The sequence below is a fragment of the Syntrophobacterales bacterium genome (assembly GCA_019429105.1).
GTDB lineage: Bacteria > Desulfobacterota > Syntrophia > Syntrophales > UBA5619 > DYTH01.
Genome location: JAHYJE010000027.1, coordinates 25,798 through 47,198, shown reverse-complemented (window position 1 = coordinate 47,198; position 21,401 = coordinate 25,798). Strand labels below are relative to the sequence as shown.

25 protein-coding genes, 1 tRNA gene and 1 other RNA gene are annotated in these 21,401 nt (G+C 55.0%); 24 read left to right on the top strand and 3 right to left on the bottom strand.

All coding sequences use genetic code 11. From position 1 onward, the window contains the following. Window positions 1-292: DUF2088 domain-containing protein (locus K0B01_10260; protein ID MBW6486517.1), on the bottom strand; the 292-nt coding region annotated here is incomplete at its 3' end. 191 nt (window positions 293-483) lie between these two features. On the opposite strand from K0B01_10260, the gene K0B01_10255 reads away from it, so the two are divergent. The 15 genes from K0B01_10255 (at window position 484) to K0B01_10185 (ending at window position 12,727) form a co-directional block, all read left to right on the top strand. Next, a complete protein-coding gene (locus K0B01_10255) occupies window positions 484-1,023 on the top strand; it encodes a DUF177 domain-containing protein (protein ID MBW6486516.1) in 540 nt (179 codons plus the stop codon). Window positions 1,024-1,043: 20 nt separating this feature from the next. Continuing rightward, window positions 1,044-1,229: a 50S ribosomal protein L32 gene (gene rpmF / locus K0B01_10250; GenBank protein MBW6486515.1), complete on the top strand. Its 186-nt coding sequence runs from the start codon at window positions 1,044-1,046 to the stop codon at window positions 1,227-1,229. Between the two features lie 23 nt (window positions 1,230-1,252). Continuing rightward, window positions 1,253-2,200 (top strand): ACP S-malonyltransferase, encoded by a 948-nt coding sequence (gene fabD / locus K0B01_10245; protein MBW6486514.1) that lies wholly within the window; start codon window positions 1,253-1,255, stop codon window positions 2,198-2,200. 45 nt (window positions 2,201-2,245) lie between these two features. After that, window positions 2,246-2,491, top strand: coding sequence for an acyl carrier protein (gene acpP, locus K0B01_10240; protein ID MBW6486513.1), 246 nt, complete (start codon window positions 2,246-2,248; stop codon window positions 2,489-2,491). 45 nt (window positions 2,492-2,536) lie between these two features. Continuing rightward, window positions 2,537-3,778, top strand: a complete 1,242-nt coding sequence (gene fabF / locus K0B01_10235) for a beta-ketoacyl-ACP synthase II (protein ID MBW6486512.1) — start codon at window positions 2,537-2,539, stop codon at window positions 3,776-3,778. A 2-nt stretch (window positions 3,779-3,780) separates the two neighbouring features. Continuing rightward, a complete protein-coding gene (gene rpiB, locus K0B01_10230) occupies window positions 3,781-4,221 on the top strand; it encodes a ribose 5-phosphate isomerase B (protein MBW6486511.1) in 441 nt (146 codons plus the stop codon). A 93-nt stretch (window positions 4,222-4,314) separates the two neighbouring features. Then, a complete protein-coding gene (locus K0B01_10225) occupies window positions 4,315-5,571 on the top strand; it encodes a serine hydroxymethyltransferase (protein ID MBW6486510.1) in 1,257 nt (418 codons plus the stop codon). A gap of 43 nt (window positions 5,572-5,614) precedes the next feature. Next, the gene (locus tag K0B01_10220; protein MBW6486509.1) at window positions 5,615-6,073 is read left to right on the top strand and encodes a cytidine/deoxycytidylate deaminase family protein; all 459 of its coding nucleotides are present in this window, start codon (window positions 5,615-5,617) and stop codon (window positions 6,071-6,073) included. After that, window positions 6,070-6,594 carry a transcriptional regulator NrdR gene (gene nrdR, locus K0B01_10215; protein MBW6486508.1) on the top strand — a complete coding sequence of 175 codons (525 nt, stop codon included), beginning with the start codon at window positions 6,070-6,072 and terminating at the stop codon, window positions 6,592-6,594. The genes K0B01_10220 and nrdR overlap by 4 nt, the downstream gene beginning before the upstream one ends. A 5-nt stretch (window positions 6,595-6,599) precedes the next feature. Further along, window positions 6,600-7,274: a riboflavin synthase gene (locus tag K0B01_10210; GenBank protein ID MBW6486507.1), complete on the top strand. Its 675-nt coding sequence runs from the start codon at window positions 6,600-6,602 to the stop codon at window positions 7,272-7,274. 76 nt (window positions 7,275-7,350) lie between these two features. Beyond that, window positions 7,351-8,553, top strand: coding sequence for a bifunctional 3,4-dihydroxy-2-butanone-4-phosphate synthase/GTP cyclohydrolase II (locus K0B01_10205; GenBank protein ID MBW6486506.1), 1,203 nt, complete (start codon window positions 7,351-7,353; stop codon window positions 8,551-8,553). 33 nt (window positions 8,554-8,586) lie between these two features. Then, the gene (gene ribE / locus K0B01_10200; protein ID MBW6486505.1) at window positions 8,587-9,057 is read left to right on the top strand and encodes a 6,7-dimethyl-8-ribityllumazine synthase; all 471 of its coding nucleotides are present in this window, start codon (window positions 8,587-8,589) and stop codon (window positions 9,055-9,057) included. Window positions 9,058-9,106: 49 nt separating this feature from the next. After that, complete coding sequence (gene nusB, locus K0B01_10195; protein ID MBW6486504.1) at window positions 9,107-9,562, top strand: transcription antitermination factor NusB; 456 nt, start codon at window positions 9,107-9,109, stop codon at window positions 9,560-9,562. Window positions 9,563-9,583: 21 nt separating this feature from the next. Then, entirely contained in the window at window positions 9,584-12,169 is a 2,586-nt protein-coding gene (gene leuS, locus K0B01_10190; GenBank protein MBW6486503.1) for a leucine--tRNA ligase, read from the top strand. A 12-nt stretch (window positions 12,170-12,181) separates the two neighbouring features. Beyond that, the gene (locus K0B01_10185) at window positions 12,182-12,727 is read left to right on the top strand and encodes a hypothetical protein (GenBank protein MBW6486502.1); all 546 of its coding nucleotides are present in this window, start codon (window positions 12,182-12,184) and stop codon (window positions 12,725-12,727) included. A gap of 3 nt (window positions 12,728-12,730) precedes the next feature. Here K0B01_10185 and rpsT read toward each other — a convergent pair whose 3' ends face one another. Then, complete coding sequence (rpsT, locus tag K0B01_10180) at window positions 12,731-12,997, bottom strand: 30S ribosomal protein S20 (GenBank protein MBW6486501.1); 267 nt, start codon at window positions 12,995-12,997, stop codon at window positions 12,731-12,733. A 94-nt stretch (window positions 12,998-13,091) separates the two neighbouring features. Then, window positions 13,092-14,435 (bottom strand): hypothetical protein, encoded by a 1,344-nt coding sequence (locus K0B01_10175; protein ID MBW6486500.1) that lies wholly within the window; start codon window positions 14,433-14,435, stop codon window positions 13,092-13,094. Window positions 14,436-14,773: 338 nt separating this feature from the next. Between K0B01_10175 and K0B01_10170 the strand changes: the two genes are divergently transcribed. From K0B01_10170 to K0B01_10130, 9 genes are all read left to right on the top strand, one after another. Continuing rightward, window positions 14,774-14,867, top strand: a tRNA-Ser gene (locus K0B01_10170). A 42-nt stretch (window positions 14,868-14,909) separates the two neighbouring features. Continuing rightward, an RNA gene (ffs, locus tag K0B01_10165) (signal recognition particle sRNA small type) lies at window positions 14,910-15,008 on the top strand. 30 nt (window positions 15,009-15,038) lie between these two features. After that, window positions 15,039-16,850 carry a DNA polymerase III subunit gamma/tau gene (gene dnaX / locus K0B01_10160; GenBank protein MBW6486499.1) on the top strand — a complete coding sequence of 604 codons (1,812 nt, stop codon included), beginning with the start codon at window positions 15,039-15,041 and terminating at the stop codon, window positions 16,848-16,850. A gap of 111 nt (window positions 16,851-16,961) precedes the next feature. After that, the gene (locus K0B01_10155) at window positions 16,962-17,252 is read left to right on the top strand and encodes a YbaB/EbfC family nucleoid-associated protein (GenBank protein MBW6486498.1); all 291 of its coding nucleotides are present in this window, start codon (window positions 16,962-16,964) and stop codon (window positions 17,250-17,252) included. 8 nt (window positions 17,253-17,260) lie between these two features. Further along, a complete protein-coding gene (gene recR / locus K0B01_10150; protein MBW6486497.1) occupies window positions 17,261-17,860 on the top strand; it encodes a recombination mediator RecR in 600 nt (199 codons plus the stop codon). A 466-nt stretch (window positions 17,861-18,326) separates the two neighbouring features. After that, complete coding sequence (locus K0B01_10145; protein ID MBW6486496.1) at window positions 18,327-18,881, top strand: 2-oxoacid:acceptor oxidoreductase family protein; 555 nt, start codon at window positions 18,327-18,329, stop codon at window positions 18,879-18,881. Between the two features lie 22 nt (window positions 18,882-18,903). Further along, window positions 18,904-19,197: a 4Fe-4S binding protein gene (locus K0B01_10140; GenBank protein MBW6486495.1), complete on the top strand. Its 294-nt coding sequence runs from the start codon at window positions 18,904-18,906 to the stop codon at window positions 19,195-19,197. A gap of 3 nt (window positions 19,198-19,200) precedes the next feature. Next, window positions 19,201-20,367 (top strand): pyruvate ferredoxin oxidoreductase, encoded by a 1,167-nt coding sequence (gene porA / locus K0B01_10135; protein ID MBW6486494.1) that lies wholly within the window; start codon window positions 19,201-19,203, stop codon window positions 20,365-20,367. Then, entirely contained in the window at window positions 20,367-21,362 is a 996-nt protein-coding gene (locus K0B01_10130) for a pyruvate synthase subunit beta (protein MBW6486493.1), read from the top strand. Before porA ends, K0B01_10130 begins: the two co-directional genes overlap by 1 nt. The last annotated feature ends 39 nt before the right edge of the window (window positions 21,363-21,401 follow it).

The following is a 21,401-nucleotide window of genomic DNA, read 5'->3' as shown; positions in this document are numbered from 1 at the left end:
TGTAGGGAACCGGCCGGGTAATATCGGAAACGGCGATAGCTGCCGTGAGCTGCTCGGGCGGCTTGTCCTTCGCCCTGATAATCTCGCCGAGCGTTGGGCAGCCCTGCGGATGCAAAAGCGCCTCCCGGTAGGCGGCCGCGGGATCGGCGACAACCGGGATCGGCTTCATGCCGATGAGCTCGCACTCCGGGGGAACGCGGACAAAGAGCTGGTAGCGCCCATACTCCAGCGGCATCTCCTTCCAACTTCCCATATCAACTTCACGGGAACATTCGAGCATCTCGTTTTGCATTCCAGCCTCCTGTCAAGCGCCTTACGTCTAAACAAAAAGAACGGCGAGGACTCTATCCGGAAGATGCCGGCCTGTCAAGAACGAACCGTCCTGATGAAATTATTCTTGACAATTCATGCTGTTTATAATCTACTTCAACCCTTTATCGGGTGCCCCGGAAAAGGGGAAGGCCGTCTCCGATAGGCAGAAGGGTGAGTTTTTTGAAGATCAATGTCAATACCATCCCCGAAGAGGGGCTGAGCCTGAATTTTGACAGGAACGGCGAATGGTTCCGCCAATTTTTGGCGAAAGATGACGCGGGCGGTTTTTTACTGCAGCGGCTCGACTTTTCCTGTATGGTGCGCAAGATTGGCGAGAACGTCTATGTTGAGGGGACGATCCAGGTGCAAGCGGAGATCCCCTGCGGTCGCTGCCTCGAAATGACGGAATTGTCGCTGCAGGCGCCCTTCAACTACACCTTTTCCCCGGCGCTGCCTGCACCGGGCGAGGAGGCGGAGCTGAACGCCGCGGATCTCGATTTTCAGTATTATCAGGGGGAGATCATCGATCTCGATGAGATTATTTTTGAGCAGGTCATGCTGCTGATACCCATGAAGCCGCTCTGCAAGGAAACATGCCGGGGTTTGTGCCCCAATTGCGGCGCCAATCTCAACAACACAACCTGCGACTGCCGGAGCGAGGCAAGCGACGAAAGGCTCGCTGTTTTAAAAAATATTAAGTTGGAACATTAAATCAAAGAGGAGTAATAAAGATGGCAAATCCAGTTAAAAGGCATTCCAAATCAAGAAAAAACATGAGAAGGGCGCACGATTTTTTAAAAACGCCTTCATTATCGACATGTTCTCAGTGTCATGAGCCCAAGCTGCCGCACCATGTGTGTCCGACCTGCGGCTCCTACAAAGGCAGGGAAGTTGTGCCGCTGGAAAAGGCCTCCTGAATTAACTGAGCGGGTGTTTTCTTATGGGCAAATTTGCACTCGTTTTTCCGGGACAGGGTTCTCAATATCCAGGAATGGGGGAGGAGCTCTACCGTGAATATCCGGCAGTCCGGAACCTTTTCGCTGAGGCGTCGGATGTTTTCGGCACGGATATGGCGCAACTTTGTTTCAAGGGCCCCCAAGAACTCCTTGATCTTACCGTTAATACTCAGGCATCCATTCTTACTGTGGAGATTGCCGCCTGGCGGGTTTTTTCCGGCATGGTTGAGGAAAAGCCGGTTGTTCTGGCAGGCCATAGCCTGGGTGAATATTCGGCGTTGTATGCGGCCGGAGCGTTGGATTTGCGGAGCTGTCTAATGCTTGTCAAGAAACGGGCGCAGCTTCATCAGGAGGCCGTTCCCGTTGGCGAAGGGGCAATGGCGGCAATTATGGGGCTGGAACGGAATGAGGTGGAAGAGATCTGCCGCGTTACTGCCAGCGCAGGCAATGGCATTGTTGAGGTTTCGATAGAAAACTCCCCCGGGCAGATAGTCATCTCTGGTCATACGGCCGCGATTGCAGCGGCGGCAGCTGCCGCCGGGCAGAAGGAAGGCGCGCGCGCTGTCATCCTGCCGATCAGCGTCCCCTGCCATTGCAGTCTGCTTGCCGGGGCAGCCGAAAAGTTTGCCTCCGTCCTGGCCGCAGTGGAATTCCGGGATTGTTCGTCCCCGGTTATTCCGAATTGCGATCCCTCCGTCTTCCACAGCGCCGGGAAGACCGGGGGGCTTTTGGCAAGGCAGATACGAACTCCCGTTCTCTGGCGGGACACGGTGTTAAAAATGGCCGTAATGGGCGTCGATACTATCGTGGAACTCGGACCCAAAAGGATTCTCTCCGGGCTGATCAGGCGGATCGACAGGCGGTTTCGCCTCCTTAACGGGGAGGACCCAAACTCGCTGGAAGCAACAGCGGCGGCGCTGAACAAACTGTAAAAATGCCCCGGAAGGGCGAACCCTGATTGAAGGAGGAGAATTCCGATGACACTGGATGAGAAAATTATCGACCTTATTGCCGAGCAGTTGAATGTTACAAGGGAGGAGTGCGTTCCCGAGGCGTCTTTCATTGATGATTTGGGGGCAGATTCCCTTGATCTGGTTGAACTGATAATGGAGATGGAGGAGACCTTCAACATTCAGATTGCCGACAACGAACTCGAAAAGATCCGTTCCATCAAGGATGTTACGGAATTTCTCCATAGCAAAAACGTTGTCTGGAACGGGTAACCCCGAATTTTTACAGAGCTTGAGGACAGTAGAAAAGGGGGATTTTTGAAAAGAAGAATAGTCATTACCGGGATGGGCGCAGTGACGCCGCTGGGCAATAACCTGGCGGAGACATGGCAGGGAATTTGTCAGGGGAAATCCGGCATCGACCGGATAACGAGCTTCGATGTCAAGCATGTAGAGACAAAGATTGCCGGCGAACTGAAGGGGTTTGACCCTCTGGAGTATCTCAACAGAAAAGAGGTGCGGCGTTTAGACGGCTTTATAATCTACGCGCTCGCCGCCGCAACCATGGCCATGGCCGATTCGGGGCTGATCATTCAGGAAGACAACGCCGAGCGCACCGGGGTCGTTATTGGCTCGGCGATCGGGGGGCTGGCGACGATAGAAAAGGCCAAAGAGGGGATGCTGCTGGGACCGCTCCGCAGGCTATCGCCTTTCACCATTCCGGCTGTCCTGTCCAACCTTGCCGCCGGTCATGTTTCGATAAGATTCGGGGCCAAGGGTCCGATCAACTGTCCCGTTGCCGCCTGCTCCTCCGGCGCCTGCGCCATCGGCGACGCCGCCCGTCTTATTGCCGACGGATATGCCGACGCGATGATTGCCGGCGGCGCGGAAGCGGCGGTCACCGAGCTTTGCATCGCCGGCTTCAACGCAATGCAGGCGATTTCCACCAGGAACGAAGAACCGCAAAAGGCAAGCCGCCCCTTCGATGTTGATCGCGATGGTTTTGTTGTCAGCGAGGGTTCCGGGGTGGTCGTTCTGGAGGAGCTTTCCCACGCGCGGAAAAGGGGTGCGCGGATCCACGGAGAGCTCGTCGGCTATGGACTGACCAGCGATGCCTACCACATGGCTGCCCCGCCCCCGGGCCACGAAGGCGCGGCCCGCTGCATGAGGGCGGCCCTGGCGGATGCGCAAAGCGACGGCGCGAAAATTGATTACATAAACGCCCACGGAACCTCCACGAATCTGAATGACTCTTATGAGACAGAGGCGATAAAGACCGTCTTTGGCGAACACGCCAAAGAGATTCCGGTCAGCTCGACAAAATCGATGACCGGCCATATGCTCGGCGCGACCGGCGCGGTGGAGGCGATCCTCTGCCTTAAGGCGATCAACGAGGGGCTTGTCCCGCCGACGATCAACCTCGACAACCCGGACCCTCTCTGTGATCTGGACTATGTCCCCGGTGTGGCGAGAAAAATAAACATTAAAACCGCCATGTCCAACACCTTCGGCTTCGGCGGGGTGAATGCGGTGCTTGTCCTAAGAAAATTCGAGGGGTAGTTGTGACGGCTGATAAGATCATAATTGGAGCGGATCATGCGGGCTTTGCGCTGAAAGAGGCGCTCAAGCCGTTTCTGGAAGGCCGCGGGTTTTTTGTGACCGATGTCGGTACAGACAGTGAGGCCGCGGTGGATTACCCTGATTTCGGTAAAAAGGTTTCAGAGGCTGTTTCAACGGGGCTTTTTACCCGGGGAATTATGATCTGCGGCTCCGGGATCGGGATGTCGATTGTCGCCAACCGCTTTCCCGGCGTCCGGGGCGCGCTTTGTCTTGATCCGGAAACGGCCCGTCTGAGCCGCCTGCACAACGATTCCAACATCCTTGTGCTCGCCGGGAGAAAGACCGATCCGGAGACCGCCGCAAAAATTCTTCAGACATGGCTCGAGACGCCCTTTGAGGGGGGGCGTCATCAACGGCGTTTAGACAAGATAACCCAAGGGTAGCGGGAAACGACTGGTTGATGGCCGTAAAGGGGGAGACGGTTCTTGTAACGGGAAAACGTTGTATATTCATTATCGCAGGAGGAAAGAAGACAGATGTCCTATTTGATGCAGGCCGACCCGGAAGTCGCTTATTCAATCAGCCGGGAAACGAGAAGACAGGCCGGGAAGCTGGAGATGATCGCCTCGGAGAATTTTGTCAGCGAGGCGGTGCTGGAGGCCCAGGGAAGCGTTATGACAAACAAGTATGCCGAGGGATATCCGGGACATCGGTATTACGGCGGGTGCGAATTTGTCGATATCGTGGAGCAGCTAGCGATTGACCGGAGCAAAAAACTCTTCGGCGCCGAACACGCCAATGTCCAGCCGCATGCCGGCGTTCAGGCCAACATGGCCGTCTATTGTTCAGTTCTGAAGCCCGGCGATACGATTCTGGGCATGAACCTCTCCCACGGCGGGCATCTGTCGCATGGAAGCCCGGCCAGTTTTTCCGGGAAATTATACAGGAGCTTTTTCTACGGGGTGGACCGGGAAACGGAAACCATCGACTTCGATCAGGTTGCCGCCCTGAACCGGCAGCATCAACCCAAGATCATCGTGGTCGGCGCCAGCGCCTATCCCCGGATTATCGATTACGAGAAATTCCGGAAGATCGCCGACGAGACCGGGGCGCTGCTGTTGGCCGATATCGCTCACATCGGCGGTCTGGTTGCCGCCGGCCTTCATCCGTCCCCGGTGCCGTGCTGCGAGTTCGTGACCATGACCACCCACAAGACCCTCCGCGGACCCCGTGGCGGGCTTATCCTCTGCAAAAGTCAATACGCTAAGAAATTGGACGAAAGCATCTTTCCCGGCATGCAGGGAGGCCCGCTGATGCACATTATCGCGGCCAAGGCGGTAGCCATGAAAGAGGCCCTGACCGAGGAGTTTCGCCTCTACCAGATGCAGATCTTGAAAAATGCCAAAACCCTGGCCGATGAACTGCTTGCCGATGGCCTCCGCTTAGTGACAGGCGGCACCGATAATCATTTGCTGCTTGTAGATTTAACGAGTGTCGGCATCTCCGGAAGCGAGGCGCAGGAAGCCCTTGACCGGGCCGGCATTACCATCAATAAAAACCGCATTCCCTACGACACCAGGGGGGCGCAAACAACAAGCGGAATCCGTATCGGAACCCCCGCCCTGACAACGCGGGGAATGAAAGAAGCGGAGATGAAGCAGATTGCCGGGTTCTTCACATCCGTGCTGAAGAATATCCACGACGAAAAACGGCTTGCCGAGGTGCGTCAGGAGGTAAGCGTTTTGTGCGAACGTTTCCCCCTCTATCCACAAAGGATAAGGGAGAATCGCTGAAGGAATCCCCGTTGATTTCCAATAGACAAGGCAGTGGCCGCCAATGGAAAGAGAGCAGCAAAACATACGTCCCCCCTGGGATGATTACTTCCTGGAAATCGCCGGGGTTGTCGCCAAACGCTCGACTTGTCTGCGCCGCCATGTAGGCGCCGTGCTTGTCCGCGACCGCTTTATCCTTTCCACCGGATACAACGGCGCCCCCACCGGGATCCGGCACTGCGGCGAGGTTGGGTGCCTGCGGGAGCAGTGTCAGGTTCCTTCCGGCGAGCGTCATGAACTCTGCCGGGGGCTGCACGCTGAACAAAACGCCGTTATTCAGGCCGCCCTGCATGGGGCCGGCACGAAGGGCGCCACCCTGTACTGCACTAACTACCCGTGCAGCATCTGTGCAAAAATGCTGATTAACGCCGGGGTTGTGCGCGTTGTAGTCAGCAACGACTATCATGATCCCCTGGCGAAAGAGATGTTGGCTGAAGCGGGGATTGAGGTGTCGTTGCGATGAAGTGCCCTTTTTGCGGCTATTATGAAGACCGGGTTACAGACTCCAGAATCAGCCGGGACGGAAACGAAATAAGACGCAGACGGGAGTGTCTCGGTTGCGGCAGGCGTTTTACAACCCACGAATTTGTTGAGGAAATGCTGCCGGTTGTCGTTAAAAAAGATGGCCGCCGGGAGTCCTTCGACCAGATGAAGATAAGCTCCGGGATTAAAAAGGCCTGCGAGAAACGTCCGATAAGCACGGATTCCATCGAGGCTGTGGTGGAAAATGTCAAGCATGTCTGCCAGGAATTCCCGGGCAAGGAGATCCCCTCTCAGGTGATCGGCGAAACGATCATGCAGGAGCTCCAGCAGCTCGACGGCGTTGCCTATGTCCGTTTCGCCTCGGTTTACCGGGAATTTCGCGATGTAAGTGATTTTTTTGAAGAATTGAAGGATATTCTGCGCAAGAAAAAAGGGACGCTCAATGTCCATAAAGCGCAGCTTGGCGTTCATAAAAAGGAGAAGAAGAACAATCCGGGGTGATGATATTGTTCACGGGAATAACTGAGGCGATGGGTTCAGTCCGGCGGATGGCGAGCCGGGGAGAGGACGCCCTTTTGGAAATAGAAACCGCGTTGCCGCTTGACGATGTAAAGGCGGGGGACAGCATTTCGGTAAACGGCGCCTGTCTGACGGTCACCGCCATTTCCGGACGGGCTTTCACGGTGGACGTTTCCGCGGAAACACTGGCTAAAACAACCCTCCGCAATCTGCAACCGGGACGACCGGTAAATCTCGAAAAGGCGCTGCGGTTAAGCGACCGTCTGGGAGGGCACATTGTCCTTGGCCATGTCGATGGGACAGGAAAAATAATCGAGAAAACGACCCGTTCCGGGTCTCTGCTCTTCGGGTTTGCAATTAGTCCCGAACTGGCCCGGTATGTCGTGGTTAAAGGGTCGATCACCGTGGACGGAATCAGCCTTACCGTCAATCGCTGTGAAAAAGACAGATTTTATGTTAACGTCATCCCGCATACAGCCGCCGGGACAACTCTCGGGATAAAAAAGGGAGGGGATGACGTCAATATTGAAACCGACATCATCGCCAGGTACATAGAGAAGCTTGTAAAAGGCAGCAACCAGGGCGATGCGGTTTTGCCGGAAGTGGGCGCAAAAGAGGGAATCAGTTTGGAGATGCTGTCCCGCCACGGGTTTATAAAATAAAGGGAATGACAGGCAAATCAAGCTTCTGGCCTGATAATTCAACGGGCGGGGCTGAGATAATTTCAGGGGAGATATCATGGGTGTAAGCAGCATCAAAGAGGCAATGGTTGATATCCGCAGCGGCAAGATGGTTATCCTGGTGGATGACGAGGATCGTGAAAACGAGGGCGATCTGTTCATGGCGGCGGAATTTGTCACGGCGGAGGCGATCAACTTCATGGCCCGCTACGGTCGGGGGCTGATCTGTCTGACCCTTACCGAGGAAGCGGCCGACAACCTGCGTCTGCCGGCGATGGTCAGGGATAACCGCTCCCGATTCAATACCGCCTTTACCGTCTCCATCGAGGCCAAGCAGGGGGTGACAACGGGCATCTCGGCGGCGGATCGCGCGACGACAATCCTGGCCGCGGTTGCCGACAATGCGAAGTCGGACGATCTGGTCAGCCCCGGGCATATTTTCCCGATCCGCGCCCGCAAGGGAGGGGTGCTGGTACGCACCGGTCAGACAGAAGGTTCCGTTGATCTGGCCCGGCTTGCCGGACTGAAGCCGGCCGGGGTTATCTGCGAGATTATGAAGGACGACGGCACGATGGCGAGGATGCCCGATCTGGAGATCTTCGCCAAGGAGTTCGGCCTCAAGATCGTGACGATCAAGGATCTGATCGACTTTCGCATGCAGCACGAATCGCTGATCCGCCGGGCGGCGACGGCCACGGTCCCGACGCGGTACGGCGGCATTTTCAAGGTCATCGTTTATGAAAACGATGTGGACGACATCCAGCATGTGGCCTTGGTAAAAGGGGAGATAAGCCCCGGGGACGAGGTTCTCGTGCGGGTGCATTCGGAATGCCTGACCGGCGATGTTTTCGGTTCCGAAAGGTGCGATTGCGGCGACCAGTTGCACCGGGCAATGCAGATGATCGATGAGGCGGGCAAAGGGGTGCTTGTCTATATGCACCAGGAGGGCCGTGGAATCGGGCTGGTCAATAAAATGAAGGCGTACAATCTTCAGGATCAGGGGCTCGACACCGTGGAGGCCAATATCAGTCTTGGATTTAAAGAGGATCTGAGGGATTACGGAATAGGCGCCCAGATCCTGGCCGATCTGGGGGTGAGAAGGATGCGCCTGTTGACCAATAACCCCAAGAAGATCGTCGGTCTTGACGGATACGGACTGACCGTTACCGAGCGGGTGCCGATCGAGATAAAGCCAAATGACAATAATATAAAATACCTGCGGACCAAAAAAAACAAAATGGGGCATATACTGAAGTTATAGAAAGAGGCCTTTCCTAAGCAAAGGAGAAGAAAGATGCCGGAAATTATCGAGGGGAAGATAGTTGCAAAGGGAATGCGGTTTGGAATCGCGGCCAGCCGGTTCAACGACTTTATCAGTGCGCGCCTGATTGACGGGGCGATAGACGCGATTACAAGGGCGGGCGGGGCGGAAAAAGATATCCGAATCGTGCGGGTGCCCGGCGCCTTTGAATTGCCGCTGGCCGCGAAAAAGATGGCAAAAAGCGGCAAATACGACGCCGTCATCTGTCTGGGCGCCGTCATCCGGGGCGCCACCCCCCATTTTGAGTACATCAGTTCCGAGGTTGCCAAAGGGATCGCCATGGTCGGTCTGGAAACGGAAGTGCCGATTTCCTTCGGAGTTTTGACAACCGACACCATTGAGCAGGCTATTGAACGAGCCGGCGCCAAGATGGGAAACAAGGGCTGGGATGCCGCCATGTCGGCGATAGAAATGGTTGATCTGTTCAGAAACCTTTCCCTATAGACCATTTCGACAGATTCGCAGGACAAGACCGGCGAAGTTAGAGGAACGAATGCACAAAAGGCGGAAGTCAAGGGAAATAGCGCTTCAGATTCTTTACGGGTTAGACACCCAGGAGGGAGAGCTGGACGATGCTATTGCCCTTTTTTGGGCCAATTTCGACAACACTTCCGGGGAAATGTCGGAAGAAATAAAGAGATTTTCCCACGAACTGGTCGCGGGAACATGGAAAAACCGGCTGGAAATCGACAAGCTGATCAGCGGCAATTCCGAGAATTGGACAATCGGCCGCATGTCGCGCGTCGATAAGAGCATCCTGCGAATGGCCGTTTATGAACTGTTGTTTTGTCCGGATGTCCCGCCGAAGGTAACTTTGAACGAGGCCATTGATCTGGGCAAGATCTACGGCTCGGAAAATTCAGGATCGTTCATTAACGGCATTCTGGACGCCCTCTACGAAAAATTGCCCGGCAAAAACGAAGCGGGCGGCAGCGAAGGCGGGAATTGACATATTTATCGGAGCGACTTGATGGAAATAAAATACAACCCCAAGGAAATAGAAGAGAAGTGGCAAAAGCGCTGGGAGGACGAGCAGCTCTTCCGGGTCACCGAAGATCCTGATAAAAAGAAGTATTATCTGCTCGAGATGTTTCCCTATCCCTCCGGCCGGATCCATATCGGCCATGTGCGCAACTACACAATCGGCGATGTCGTGGCCCGGTACAAGCGGATGCGGGGCTACAACGTTCTCCACCCGATGGGGTGGGACGCCTTCGGCCTTCCGGCGGAGAACGCCGCCATCGAACGCGACATCCACCCTTCCGTCTGGACGCACGACAATATAAAAAACATGAAGCGGGAACTCAAGCGAATGGGTTTCAGCTATGATTGGGACCGGGAGCTTGCGACCTGCGAGCCGGAGTACTACAAATGGGAGCAGCTCTTCTTCTTGTGGATGTACGAAAAAGGACTGGCCTATCAGAAGGACTCCACCGTTAACTGGTGCCCGCAGTGTCAGACGGTGCTTGCCAATGAACAGGTCGAGTCCGGGTGCTGCTGGCGCTGCGGCGCCGAGGTTAATGAGCGGTATCTGAAACAGTGGTTTTTCCGGATCACCAATTACATCGAGGAGCTGCTTGATTACTGCGACAAGCTGCCCGGCTGGCCGGAGCGTGTGCTGGCGATGCAGAAAAACTGGATCGGCAAAAGCTACGGTTGCGAGGCATCTTTCCCGATGGCCGAAGGCGACGGCGAGATCAAGGTCTTTACAACCCGCCAGGATACGATTTACGGCGCCACGTTCATGCTGGTCGCAGCAGAGCATCCACTGGTTCTTGAGCTGGCCCACGGCAAGCCGAATGAAGCGGCAGTGCTCGCTTTTGTTGAGAAAATAAAGAAGCAGGACAAGAAGATGCGCACCTCCGACTACTACGAAAAAGAGGGCGTTTTTTTGGACAGCCACTGCCTGAATCCCGTAACAGGACGAAAGATGCCGATCTATGCGGCAAACTTTGTTCTGGCCGACTACGGCACCGGCTGCGTCATGGCCGTTCCTACCCACGATCAGCGCGACTTCGAATTTGCCCGAAAATATGACCTGCCGCTGATCGTTGTCATCCAGCCCCCGGATCGCACCCTGAACGTTCAAACAATGACGGAGGCCTACGACGGGGACGGCGTGCTGGTGAACTCCGGCCATTTTGACGGAACGGGGAACCGCTCGGCTCTCGAGGCGATTGCCGCTCATCTGGAGGGGCTCGGCCGGGGCAAAAAGACGATCCAGTACCGCCTGCGGGACTGGGGAATCTCCCGCCAGCGTTACTGGGGCGCCCCGATCCCAATGGTCAACTGTTCAGATTGCGGGGTTGTGCCGGTGCCAGAGGCGGAACTGCCGGTGGTGCTGCCGATGGATGTGGCGTTCGGCGGCGCGGGAGGCTCTCCCCTTGCCAGGCACCGGTCTTTTGTCGAAACGACCTGTCCCCGTTGCGGCAAACCAGCCCGACGCGAAACCGATACGATGGACACCTTTGTCGAGTCATCCTGGTATTTTGAGCGGTTCTGCAGCGCCGATCATGACGTCAAACCGGGGCTGGACAGAAAAAAAATAGACTACTGGATGCCGGTTGATCAGTACATAGGGGGGATAGAGCACGCGATCCTGCACCTGCTCTACTCACGCTTCTATACGAAGATGCTGAGGGATTTCGGCGTAGTGGGCGTTGACGAACCGTTCACCAATATGCTGACCCAGGGAATGGTCTGCAAGGAGACAATGCGCTGCCCGACGCACGGCTATCTTTTCCTCGAAGAGGTCAACGAGGGAAAATGCACCCATTGCGGCCAGGATGTGGCAATCGGCAAGACGGAAAAGATGTCGAAGTCGCTGAAGAACGTCGTCGATCCCGATTACCTGATCAACACCTACGGCGCCGATACGGTGAGGGTCTTCTGCCTTTTTGCGTCGCCCCCGGAGAAGGATCTCGAATGGAGCGACCAGGGGGTGGAAGGAGGTTTCCGCTTTCTCAACAGGATCTGGAGAATCATCGGCGATTATCTCGATGATATCAAGGATGTCAAGCCGTTCGACGGGAAACAGCCGCTTGCCGGGGAGCTCAAGGCGCTGCGCCGCAAGACCCATCAGACGATCCGCAAGGTGACCGCCGATATTGAGGAGAGATTCCATTTCAACACGGCGATCAGCTCCGTAATGGAACTGGTCAATGCCCTGTATCAATTGCCGCGGCCCCCCAAAGACGATCAAACGGGTTTTGCCGTTGTCCGGGAGACGGTGGAGACGGTAATCACCCTCCTTGCCCCGATTGTCCCCCATGTCACGGAAGAGCTCTGGGCCATGATCGGGGGAAAGTGGCCGCTTTTAGACGCAGCCTGGCCTGAGTTCGATCATGGGGTTGCCTCCGAGGAAAAAATCACGATCGTGCTGCAGATCAACGGCAAGGTCCGAAGCCGGATAACCGTGGCCGCCGATGAGGAGGAAGAGGCAATCAAAGCGCTTTCCCTTGCCGAGGAGCGGATTGTCGGCCTTACCAGCGGCAAGCAGATCGTCAAGGTGGTTTATGTGCCGAAGAAGTTGGTAAACATCGTAGTCGCGGGGTAGAAAACAGCCGCCATGAGATTCGCAACAGTGAATATTCCCCCCCGGATTGTTAGAAACAGCTTCCTGATATCCCTGGCCTTGTTGATTTTGGCCGGTTGCGGATACCATTTTCCGGGGGGAGAGGAAGTTAACCTCCCGCATCTGCGGACCTTTTTTGTGGAGGTATTTGTCAATAAAACAAGCGAGGCCTACGCCGGAAACATCGTTCGCAGCGCGTTTATCAATCGCTTTGTGCAGGAGGGCCGTTTTCAACTGACTGACAGCCGGGACAAAGCAGATGTTATCTGCCGAGGGAGCGTCAACGGCATTCAGATCTCGCCCCTTTCCTACAAGTCATCAAACCTGGCGGCGGAAGAACGGATGACTGTCGGGATGTCCGTTATCTTTGAAGAACGGGCCAGCGGCCGCCTCATCTGGGAAAACCGGGCGGTAACCGGGACAGACGATTACCTTGTCGCCAACATGGCCTTGACGGAAAGAAACAGAAAAAACGCCCTTCTCAAACTGGCGGGGGATTCAGCCGAGAGGGCGTATCAGATGATGATGGCGAATTTCTAAAAATCAGGCTTTAACGGCGTTTGCGAGTTTGGTTAGGCGGGAAATCTTGCGGGCGGCGTTGTTTTTGTGAATCGTCCCCCGGGCCGCCGCTTTGGCGATAACGGGAATGACTTTTGCCAAAGAAGCCGCAGCCTTTTCGCCGTTACCAGCGCCGATGTTTTCCCTCGCGGCCTTGATCGCGGTTTTAACGCTCGCTTTAACCGCCCTGTTGCGTTCCAGACGTTTAACGTCCTGCCTGTCTCTTTTTTCAGCAGATTTATGTGTAGCCAAAAAAACTTCCTCCTTCATATATTTTGGGATGCAACATCTATATCAGTTGTCTCTTCCTGTCAAGATCAAAATAATATAAAACTTTTCAGAAAGACTATTTGGCAAACGGCAGCACCCAGATGATCATTCCCGGAATGTAGCAGGCAAGCAGGGAAATCAACACGTAAGGAATAGAGAGGCTCACAAACTCCTTCAAAGTGCTCCGGCGCTGGTCTTCTTTGTCGGCGAGATTTTTTGCGACGAATAAGGCGGGGGCGCCGGCGATCGTCAGGTTGCTTCCTAGCGTGCCCGCCCAAAGCAGCATCCAGTAAAGAGGCCAGGGATTTATCCCCTCGGCGCCGAGGTCGCGGATGACATAAAGCATCGTCAGGATGTAGGCGTCGTGCTCGACCAAACCCACGATGGGCGCCGTGACCCAGTAAACGACAGAGCTGCCCACTACCAGACTCTCCTTGATCATCGGGGTAATCGCTGCCGCGACAACCTTGATCACGCCCGCGTGATCGAGGCCGCCGACCAGCGCAAACAGTGAGACATAAAAGAAAATGGCGCGCCAGTCGAGTTCCTTGAGGATTTCCTCGACATCGGGGATTTCCACTGTGAAGCGATCCTTGAAAATCGTGAAAAACAGGATGCTGGCCAGAGCGCCCCACATGGCGATGAACCCCAGGTGAAAGCCAAATTTCTCCCGGAAGGCCATGGCTATGATGGTCAGAATAAAAATTCCGCAGGAGATGATCGCGAAGGGCTTATCCTTGATGTTATCAAGGGGGTTCTCATTTCCCATGGAAGAGATATCCATTTTGATCGCGGAGAAGTCCTTCTTGAATTTCCAGTAGAAGACCGTGCAGGTGATGATATAGGCAATCAGCAGGATGAAAAAGGAAGAGGGCCTTCCCATAAACCAGATGAAACCCGAGAACTCGATTTTGGCAACACTGTGGAGCATCTGCGGGGGCAGATCTCCCAGAAGCATCGCCGTTCCCATGAAATTCGCGCAGAGCCCCATGAAAAGAACCGGCCCGAAGGCGGGAAGCTTGAAGCGCCGGCAGGCATGGAAGATGACCGGGGCGAACATCAGGACGACCACAACATTATCGATGAGCATCGAAACGAGGCCGGCCAGGGCGCCGACGCTGACTACAAACAGGGGAACATTGCCGCGGGACAGCTTCAACACGACGGCTGACAGGTACGCGGGAACTCCTGATCTGCCGAAAAATCCGGAGATGGTCCAGATGGAAAGCAGGATGGCGATCACATTCCAATCGACAAACTTGAAGGCGTCGATGTCCGTCATGACCCCGAAACAGATCATGGCCACGACTCCCAAAAGAGCCGCGATCACGCTGTCGAACCAACCGGTTATAACTACAGTAATTGTTGCCAGAAAGATGATTATTGCAATAATTTCCGAAGCGCCGATTTGTAATCCCATGTTAATTCTCCCGTCCTGTTTCTTAAGATTTGTTTGCCACCATGCCTAACAGGTTCAACGAACGATCAAAACGGATAACGCATATATACAGGTATATCATTTGGATGTGCTTAAAAATATTGTTGTTATTCAGCTTATTTTATATCCAGCAACAATTGTCGGCGGGGAATATGCCACAAAAGGACAAAAAAGCAAAACCTTTTTTAAATTGGAGTCAGAGTCATATTTATTTCCATTATGACTGCAATTTACAGCATGGCTGACCGGCAGCGACAAATTTCTTGACAGACGGATTGTTAAGCTCATATAAGGGCAAAATTATTGGCCGGGAAAAACATGGAGAGATGTCCGAGCGGCTGAAGGAGCACGACTGGAAATCGTGTGTGCGCCCACAAAGGTGTACCGCGGGTTCGAATCCCGCTCTCTCCGCCATGATAATCAGGGGGCTTCCAGGCCCCTTCTTGCCAGAAAGATAGCCGGGTCCCGTGCGACGGCGGCCTGTTAACCCCGTCAGGTCCGGAAGGAAGCAGCGGCAGCAGTCACCGGCGTGTGCTGCGGATAAACCCGGCTATCCCTATTCATTCGTTTTTTACAGGAGCGTTTGTGCAGGAATACCGCGTTCTGGCACGAAAGTGCCGCCCCCAGAAATTTGAAGAGGTAACAGGGCAGGAGCACGTCGTCAGGACGCTGCAAAATGCGGTTTCCCAAAATCGCATTGCCCACGCCTTTCTCTTCAGCGGGCCACGCGGGGTAGGCAAGACGTCGGTTGCCCGGATACTCGCCAAGGCCCTTAACTGCGAAACCGGACCGACCCCGACGCCCTGCAACGAATGCGTCCATTGCCTGGAAATCACGAATGGAAACGCCATCGATGTCCGGGAAATAGACGGCGCCTCCAACCGGGGGATAGACGAAATCCGCGAACTGCGGGAAAACGTCAAATTCGCCGCCGCATCCGGCCGCTACAAGATTTACATCATCGACGAGGTACACATGCTCACCAGGGAGGCGTTTAACGCGCTGCTTAAAACCCTGGAGGAGCCTCCTGCTCATGTTATTTTTATCTTCGCGACCACAGAGACGAACAAGGTGCCGGCCACGATCCGCTCCCGCTGTCAGTGTTTCGACTTCCGAAGGATTTCCCAGAAGCAGATCAAGGAAAATCTCCGCTGGATAGCGGCCACGGAAACTATCGACGTCAGCGACAGCGCCCTTGCCTGGATTGCCGAGGCGGGCGATGGCAGTCTGCGCGATTCCCAGAGCATCTTCGATCAGGTTATTTCATACGCGGGCAGCGCGATCACAGATGAGGCGGTAGAGGAAATTATCGGCCGCTCCGATCGCCGCTTTCTGCTGGCCTTATCCGAGGCGGTGCTGGCCAGGGACGCCGGCCGCTGTCTGAAAATCATCGACGAGGCCTACTATTACGGCCTCGATATGCGTTATTTTTATCAAACCCTGCTGAACCATTTCCGCAACCTGCTGCTCGTGAAAATTGTAAACGACAACGACGCCCTGATCGACATCCCCGTGGAAGAGAAGGCTCGTCTGCGACAGCAGACCGAGGGGCGGGAAGCGGGAACCCTGCAGCGCCTCCTGGAGCTGCTGATGGCCGAGGAGGAGAACGTGCGCCGGAGTCAGAACCCCCGCCTGAATCTGGAGGCGGTGCTCTGCCGGATGGCATATCTGGAAAAGATCATCCCGCTGGAAGCGCTCATTGAACGGATGGAAGGGATGGAGATTCGCCTGGGCGGAGGAACAGAAAAGATTGGCGCCGTTTCTTCCTTGCGCAGGGAGGCCCGCGGGGGCGCCCTTGCAGAAAGATATGGTTCACCCTCGGCGCCGGCAGCAAGGGAGGAGCGCCCGGCCTATGGGGTTGGTGTTGCGGGCGATGAAAGCGAAGGAATCATGCCAAGCCCGAACGTCGGGCCGGCAGGCGGAGGTCTGAATGTGGGGCAGGGATGGGACGGCTTCCGGGAGTTCCTTAAAGAGCATGAACCGGCCCTTTCCGCAAAGCTCCAGCAGGGTCAATGCCTTTGCTGCGAAGAGGGGATTCTTCGGATCGGTTTTGAAAAAGGGTACCTTTTTTACAACGATATTGTTAAGCGCAAGGATAGACTGGCCGGTTACTGCCGGCAGTTTTGGCAAAGGGAAACAAGGCTGGAGATAGAAACTGTCTTACCGGCAAACGGGGAAAACGCGCCCAAGGGAAATAACTTGGCGGAAAAAAATAATCACAACAGGGAAATCCGGCGTGAGGCGCTCTCTCATCCGCTGGTTCGGAAGATTCTCGATGTCTTCCCCGGCGCGGAGGTAAAGGAAGTGAAGGTGCGCGATAAAGAGGTTGCCGCAACCATTTCCGAGATGCCGCCGCTGGATGAGGACCTGGATCAGGATGACCGCTCCGAGCGCTGAAAAGGCGCCCGCTCGAAAAAGAAAACTTGGTCGCCTTGGTGGGGCTGGTATTTTGAAGAACTTATTTCAGTAGGCAAGGAGGGAAAAGCGGTGCAGAATTTCGGGAACATAATGAAACAGGCCAAGAAGATGCAGGAAAACGTCATGAAACTGCAGGAGGAGCTGGCTGAGCGGACCGTTGACGCAACAGCGGGCGGCGGGATGGTTTCGGTCACCGTCAACGGCAGGTTCATGATTCTTTCGCTGAAGATTGAAAAAGAGGTCGTAAATCCGGAAGATGTCGAGATGCTTCAGGATTTGATAGTTGCGGCGGTAAACGAAGGGGTTCGCAAGGCGCAGGAGCTCGCGGCAACCGAGATGGGCAAGATAACCGGCGGTCTTCAGATCCCGGGTCTGGCATAGGGCGCTCCATGTCAGGCTATGCGCTTCCCATACAGAACCTTATCAAAGAGTTTGCCAAATTTCCCGGAATAGGCGAGAAGACGGCGGCGCGTCTGGCTAACCATGTGCTGCGTTCCTCGGAGGAGGAGGTCCGCCTCTTTTCCGAGAGTCTGCTCGATGTCAAACGCAAGATCCGTTTCTGCTCCGCCTGTTTCAATCTGGCGGAAGGAGAACTCTGCGGTATCTGCTCGGATCAAAGGCGCGATCAGTCGCTCATTTGCGTTGTCGAAGATCCGGATTCGCTGATTGCGCTGGAGGGGAGCGGGGAATATCATGGGGTTTATCATGTCCTCCACGGCGCGATCTCGCCGCTTGACGGGATAGGGCCGGACAAGCTGCGCATCGCGGAACTGCTGGAGCGCGTTTTTCGACAGCCGATCAAAGAGGTTATCCTGGCAACCAATCCCGATACATCCGGAGAGGCGACCGCTCTGCTGATTTCCCGGCTGCTGAGAGAGCGGGATATTAAGGTAAGCCGGATAGCCTTTGGCATTCCCATGGGGGGAGACCTGCGCTACACGGACAAGATGACGCTTGCCAAGAGCCTCGAATTCAGGAGAATCACATAAATAAGCGCTGGTTTTGGACTGAGGCAGTTGTCTCCGTATGCAATTTAAGTGCTTTTTCCGCACTAATGTTTGTTATTAGCACGCACGTAATCCACTCTTGATTTGCAGTGCCGCTTTGTGGCCGCCAGATATGTGCGCTATGCGAACTGATTGCATTGTTTTATTACGGTCTCTGGCAGTGTTGAAACTCGGCGGCTTTAACAAGATAAGGATAATTATCCAGGCACTAATAAAGCGTTATCAGTTATTTATGCCGTTAAACAGTTCTTTGCGCGCACGGGAATATCAATAAATTTTGGGGAGTGGCATTTAATTTGCTTTGCAAAGTAGTTTTGTAACGGCAATTCAAAAAAGTGCCGGTGAGAATGAAGGTGCTTACGGATTAATCCGCTGTTGACAGCCGTTTCCATGTGTTATATGAGAAACGCGTTATTATAAAAGTCAATTAACACGGGAGATTTGACGAATGTTAGAAATAAGATGGCATGGGAGAGGCGGTCAGGGAGCAGTCACGTCGGTAGAGCTGCTGGCTTTGACGGCCATTGGCGAGGGTAGATTTGCCCAGGGATTCCCCAGTTTCGGTCCGGAGCGGCGCGGGGCGCCGGTTGCTGCCTTTAACCGGGTGGACGAGAAGCAGATAAAGATCCGTTCGGGAATCTACAACCCGGATGTTGTCGTTGTCCTTGACGAAAGCCTGATCGCAATGGTGGATGTTGCGGAGGGTCTGAAGCGGTCGGGGGTGTTGATTATCAACACGACCAAGAACCTCGAAGAACTCAGGGCCAATATCAAATTCGAGGGTAAAATCGCCGTTTGCGATGCCATCGGGATCGCACGGGCGGAGCTGGGCGTACCCATTACCAACACGACCATGCTGGGCGCCGTGATCAAGATTACCGGGGTGGTGAAGATGGAATCGCTTGCCGAACCAATCAACAAAAGATTCGGCAGGATAGCGGTAAAAAACAAGAACGCCGCGAAGCGCGCCTATGAAGAGGTCAGGATTATCAACGAGGGATAAAAATAATTCTTGAGGTATTGCGATGTCAGACAAAAAGTGGCCTGAAACATGGCAGGAGATAAACCCCGGCTGCATGGTTTTCCGCCCGGGGAGCTCTGCGGAGTATCATACGGGAAGCTGGCGGGCGAAGCGCCCGCTCTGGGATAAGGTTAAATGCATAAAGTGCGGTCTTTGTTACATATACTGTCCTGAAGGTTGCATTACAGAAGATGCCGACGGGTTTTTTGAGGCCAATCTAAACTACTGCAAGGGGTGCGGCATCTGCGCGAAAGAGTGCTGGACAGGCGCCATTGCAATGGCGGATGAGGAGGAGTAGGGAATGGGAAAAAGAATAGGAATCGAGGTCGCAATTGCAGCGGCGGAGGCGGCCGCCTTGTGCCGATTTGAGGTGGCAGCCGTATATCCCATCACGCCTCAGTCCCATGTTGCCGAGCATCTTTCCGATATTGTCAACGATGGACGGGTGGATGCCTCTTTTATCACTGTGGAGGGCGAGCATTCCGCGCTCAGCGCCGCTATCGGCGCCTCGGGAACCGGTGCGCGCGTGATCACGGCAACCAGTTCCCAGGGGCTTCTCTACATGAGCGAGGTTATGCCGATTGCCTCGGGGATGAGGGTGCCGATTGTCATGATTGTGGCAAACCGGGCAGTTTCCTCACCGATCAATATCTGGAACGATCACAGCGATATCATGCCGATGCGCGATACCGGCTGGATAACCTTCTTTTCGGAGAACGGCCAGGAGGCGGTGGACATGGTTATTCAGGCCTACAAGGTTGCCGAACACCGCGACGTGATGCTGCCTGTCGATGTAATGATGGATGGCTTTCAGCTTACCCACATGGTCGAGCCGCTCTTCATGCCCGATCAGGAGGAGGTGGATCGATTTTTGCCGCCGTATGTTCCCTATGCGACCCTGCACCCGGACAACCCTGTTTCGATGGGAACCCTCGCGATGCCGGATATCTTCGCGGAAGCGCAGAAGTCCAAGGACGCGGCCCTGGTCAACTCGCTTACGGTTATCAAGGAGGTATGGAAGGAATGGGAAGAGCTGTTCGGCCGCAAATATGAGCCGGTGCAGACTTACCTGACCGAGGATGCCGATGTGGCCATGGTAACAATGGGATCGATGGGAGAAACCGCGGAAGTCGCGGTTGACGAACTGCGCCGGCAGGGAATAAAGGCGGGCCTTATAAAGATCAAACTGTGGCGCCCCTTTCCCTTTGAAGACCTGAAAAAGGCGGTAAAGGGAATTCGGGTGGTGGCCGTCATGGACAGGGCGGTATCTTTCGGCGGGCCCGGCGGGCCTGTTTTTTCCGAAATCCGCTCCGCCCTTTATGATGAGCCTGCCCGTCCCGCTGTGGTGAATTTCATCATCGGCCTGGGCGGCAGGGACATACAGGTCGTTGATTTTGTGGATATGATGAAGAAGGCGGCCGCAGGGAAGCTTGCGGAACCCTATGAATTTTACGGAGTGAGGGGATAATGACTACATTGACAAACAGCCCTACAATTATAGAAAACTTTGATCTGTACGCCCCCAAGCTGGTAAGCAAGGAGGAGTTCTTCAGCGCCGGTCATCGCGCCTGTCAGGGTTGTGCCGAGGCGCTGGCCATTCGCCTGATGTGCAAGGCCCTGGGCCGGGATACAGTCATTACCAACGCGACCGGTTGCATGGAGGTTATCTCCAGCCTTTATCCCACGACTGCCTGGAAGCTCCCCTGGATACACGTGGCGTTTCCGTGCGCCGCGGCGGTTGGCTCCGGCGTGGAGGCGGGCCTGACGGCACTGCGCCGCAAGGGAAAGATTCCGGACAAGAGAGTGAAATCCGTTGCCATCGGCGGCGACGGCGGGACGATGGACATCGGCTTTCAGGCCCTGTCCGGGGCGATGGAGCGAGGTCACGACATGCTCTATGTCTGCTTCGACAACGAGGCGTATATGAATACGGGCATCCAGCGCTCCAGCGGGACGCCGTTTCTGGCCTCGACAACTACGTCGCCGGCGGGCAAGAAAATTCCCGGCAATCAGGTCTGGAAGAAAAACGTTATGGAAATCATGGTTGCACACAATATCCCCTACGTGGCGACGGCTTCGCCGGCCTACCCGATAGATTTCATGAACAAGGTCAAGAAGGCCCGTGAGGTTAAGGGGTCCGCGTACATCCACTGTCTGGTCACTTGTCCGACCGGCTGGCGCTCGCCGTCGGAAACGAGCATCCAGCTCGGCCGCCTTGCCTATGAGACGGGGGTTTTCCCCATTTACGAGGTGGAGGACGGCAAGTACCGGTTCACCATGCCGGTGCCGGAGAAACGGCGGCCGGTGGCGGATTACCTGAAGGGTCAGGGACGGTTTCGGCATGTAACTCCCGATCAGATAAAGGCCATTCAGGAAAGAGTCGATATCGAGTGGGAGATGCTCAAAATCAAGATAGCGAGTTCCAAGTCCCGTGCGGAGATCAGGGAACAGGTGAAATCGTAGCTTAATGTTCATAAATCGTAGCTTAATGTTCATAAAAAT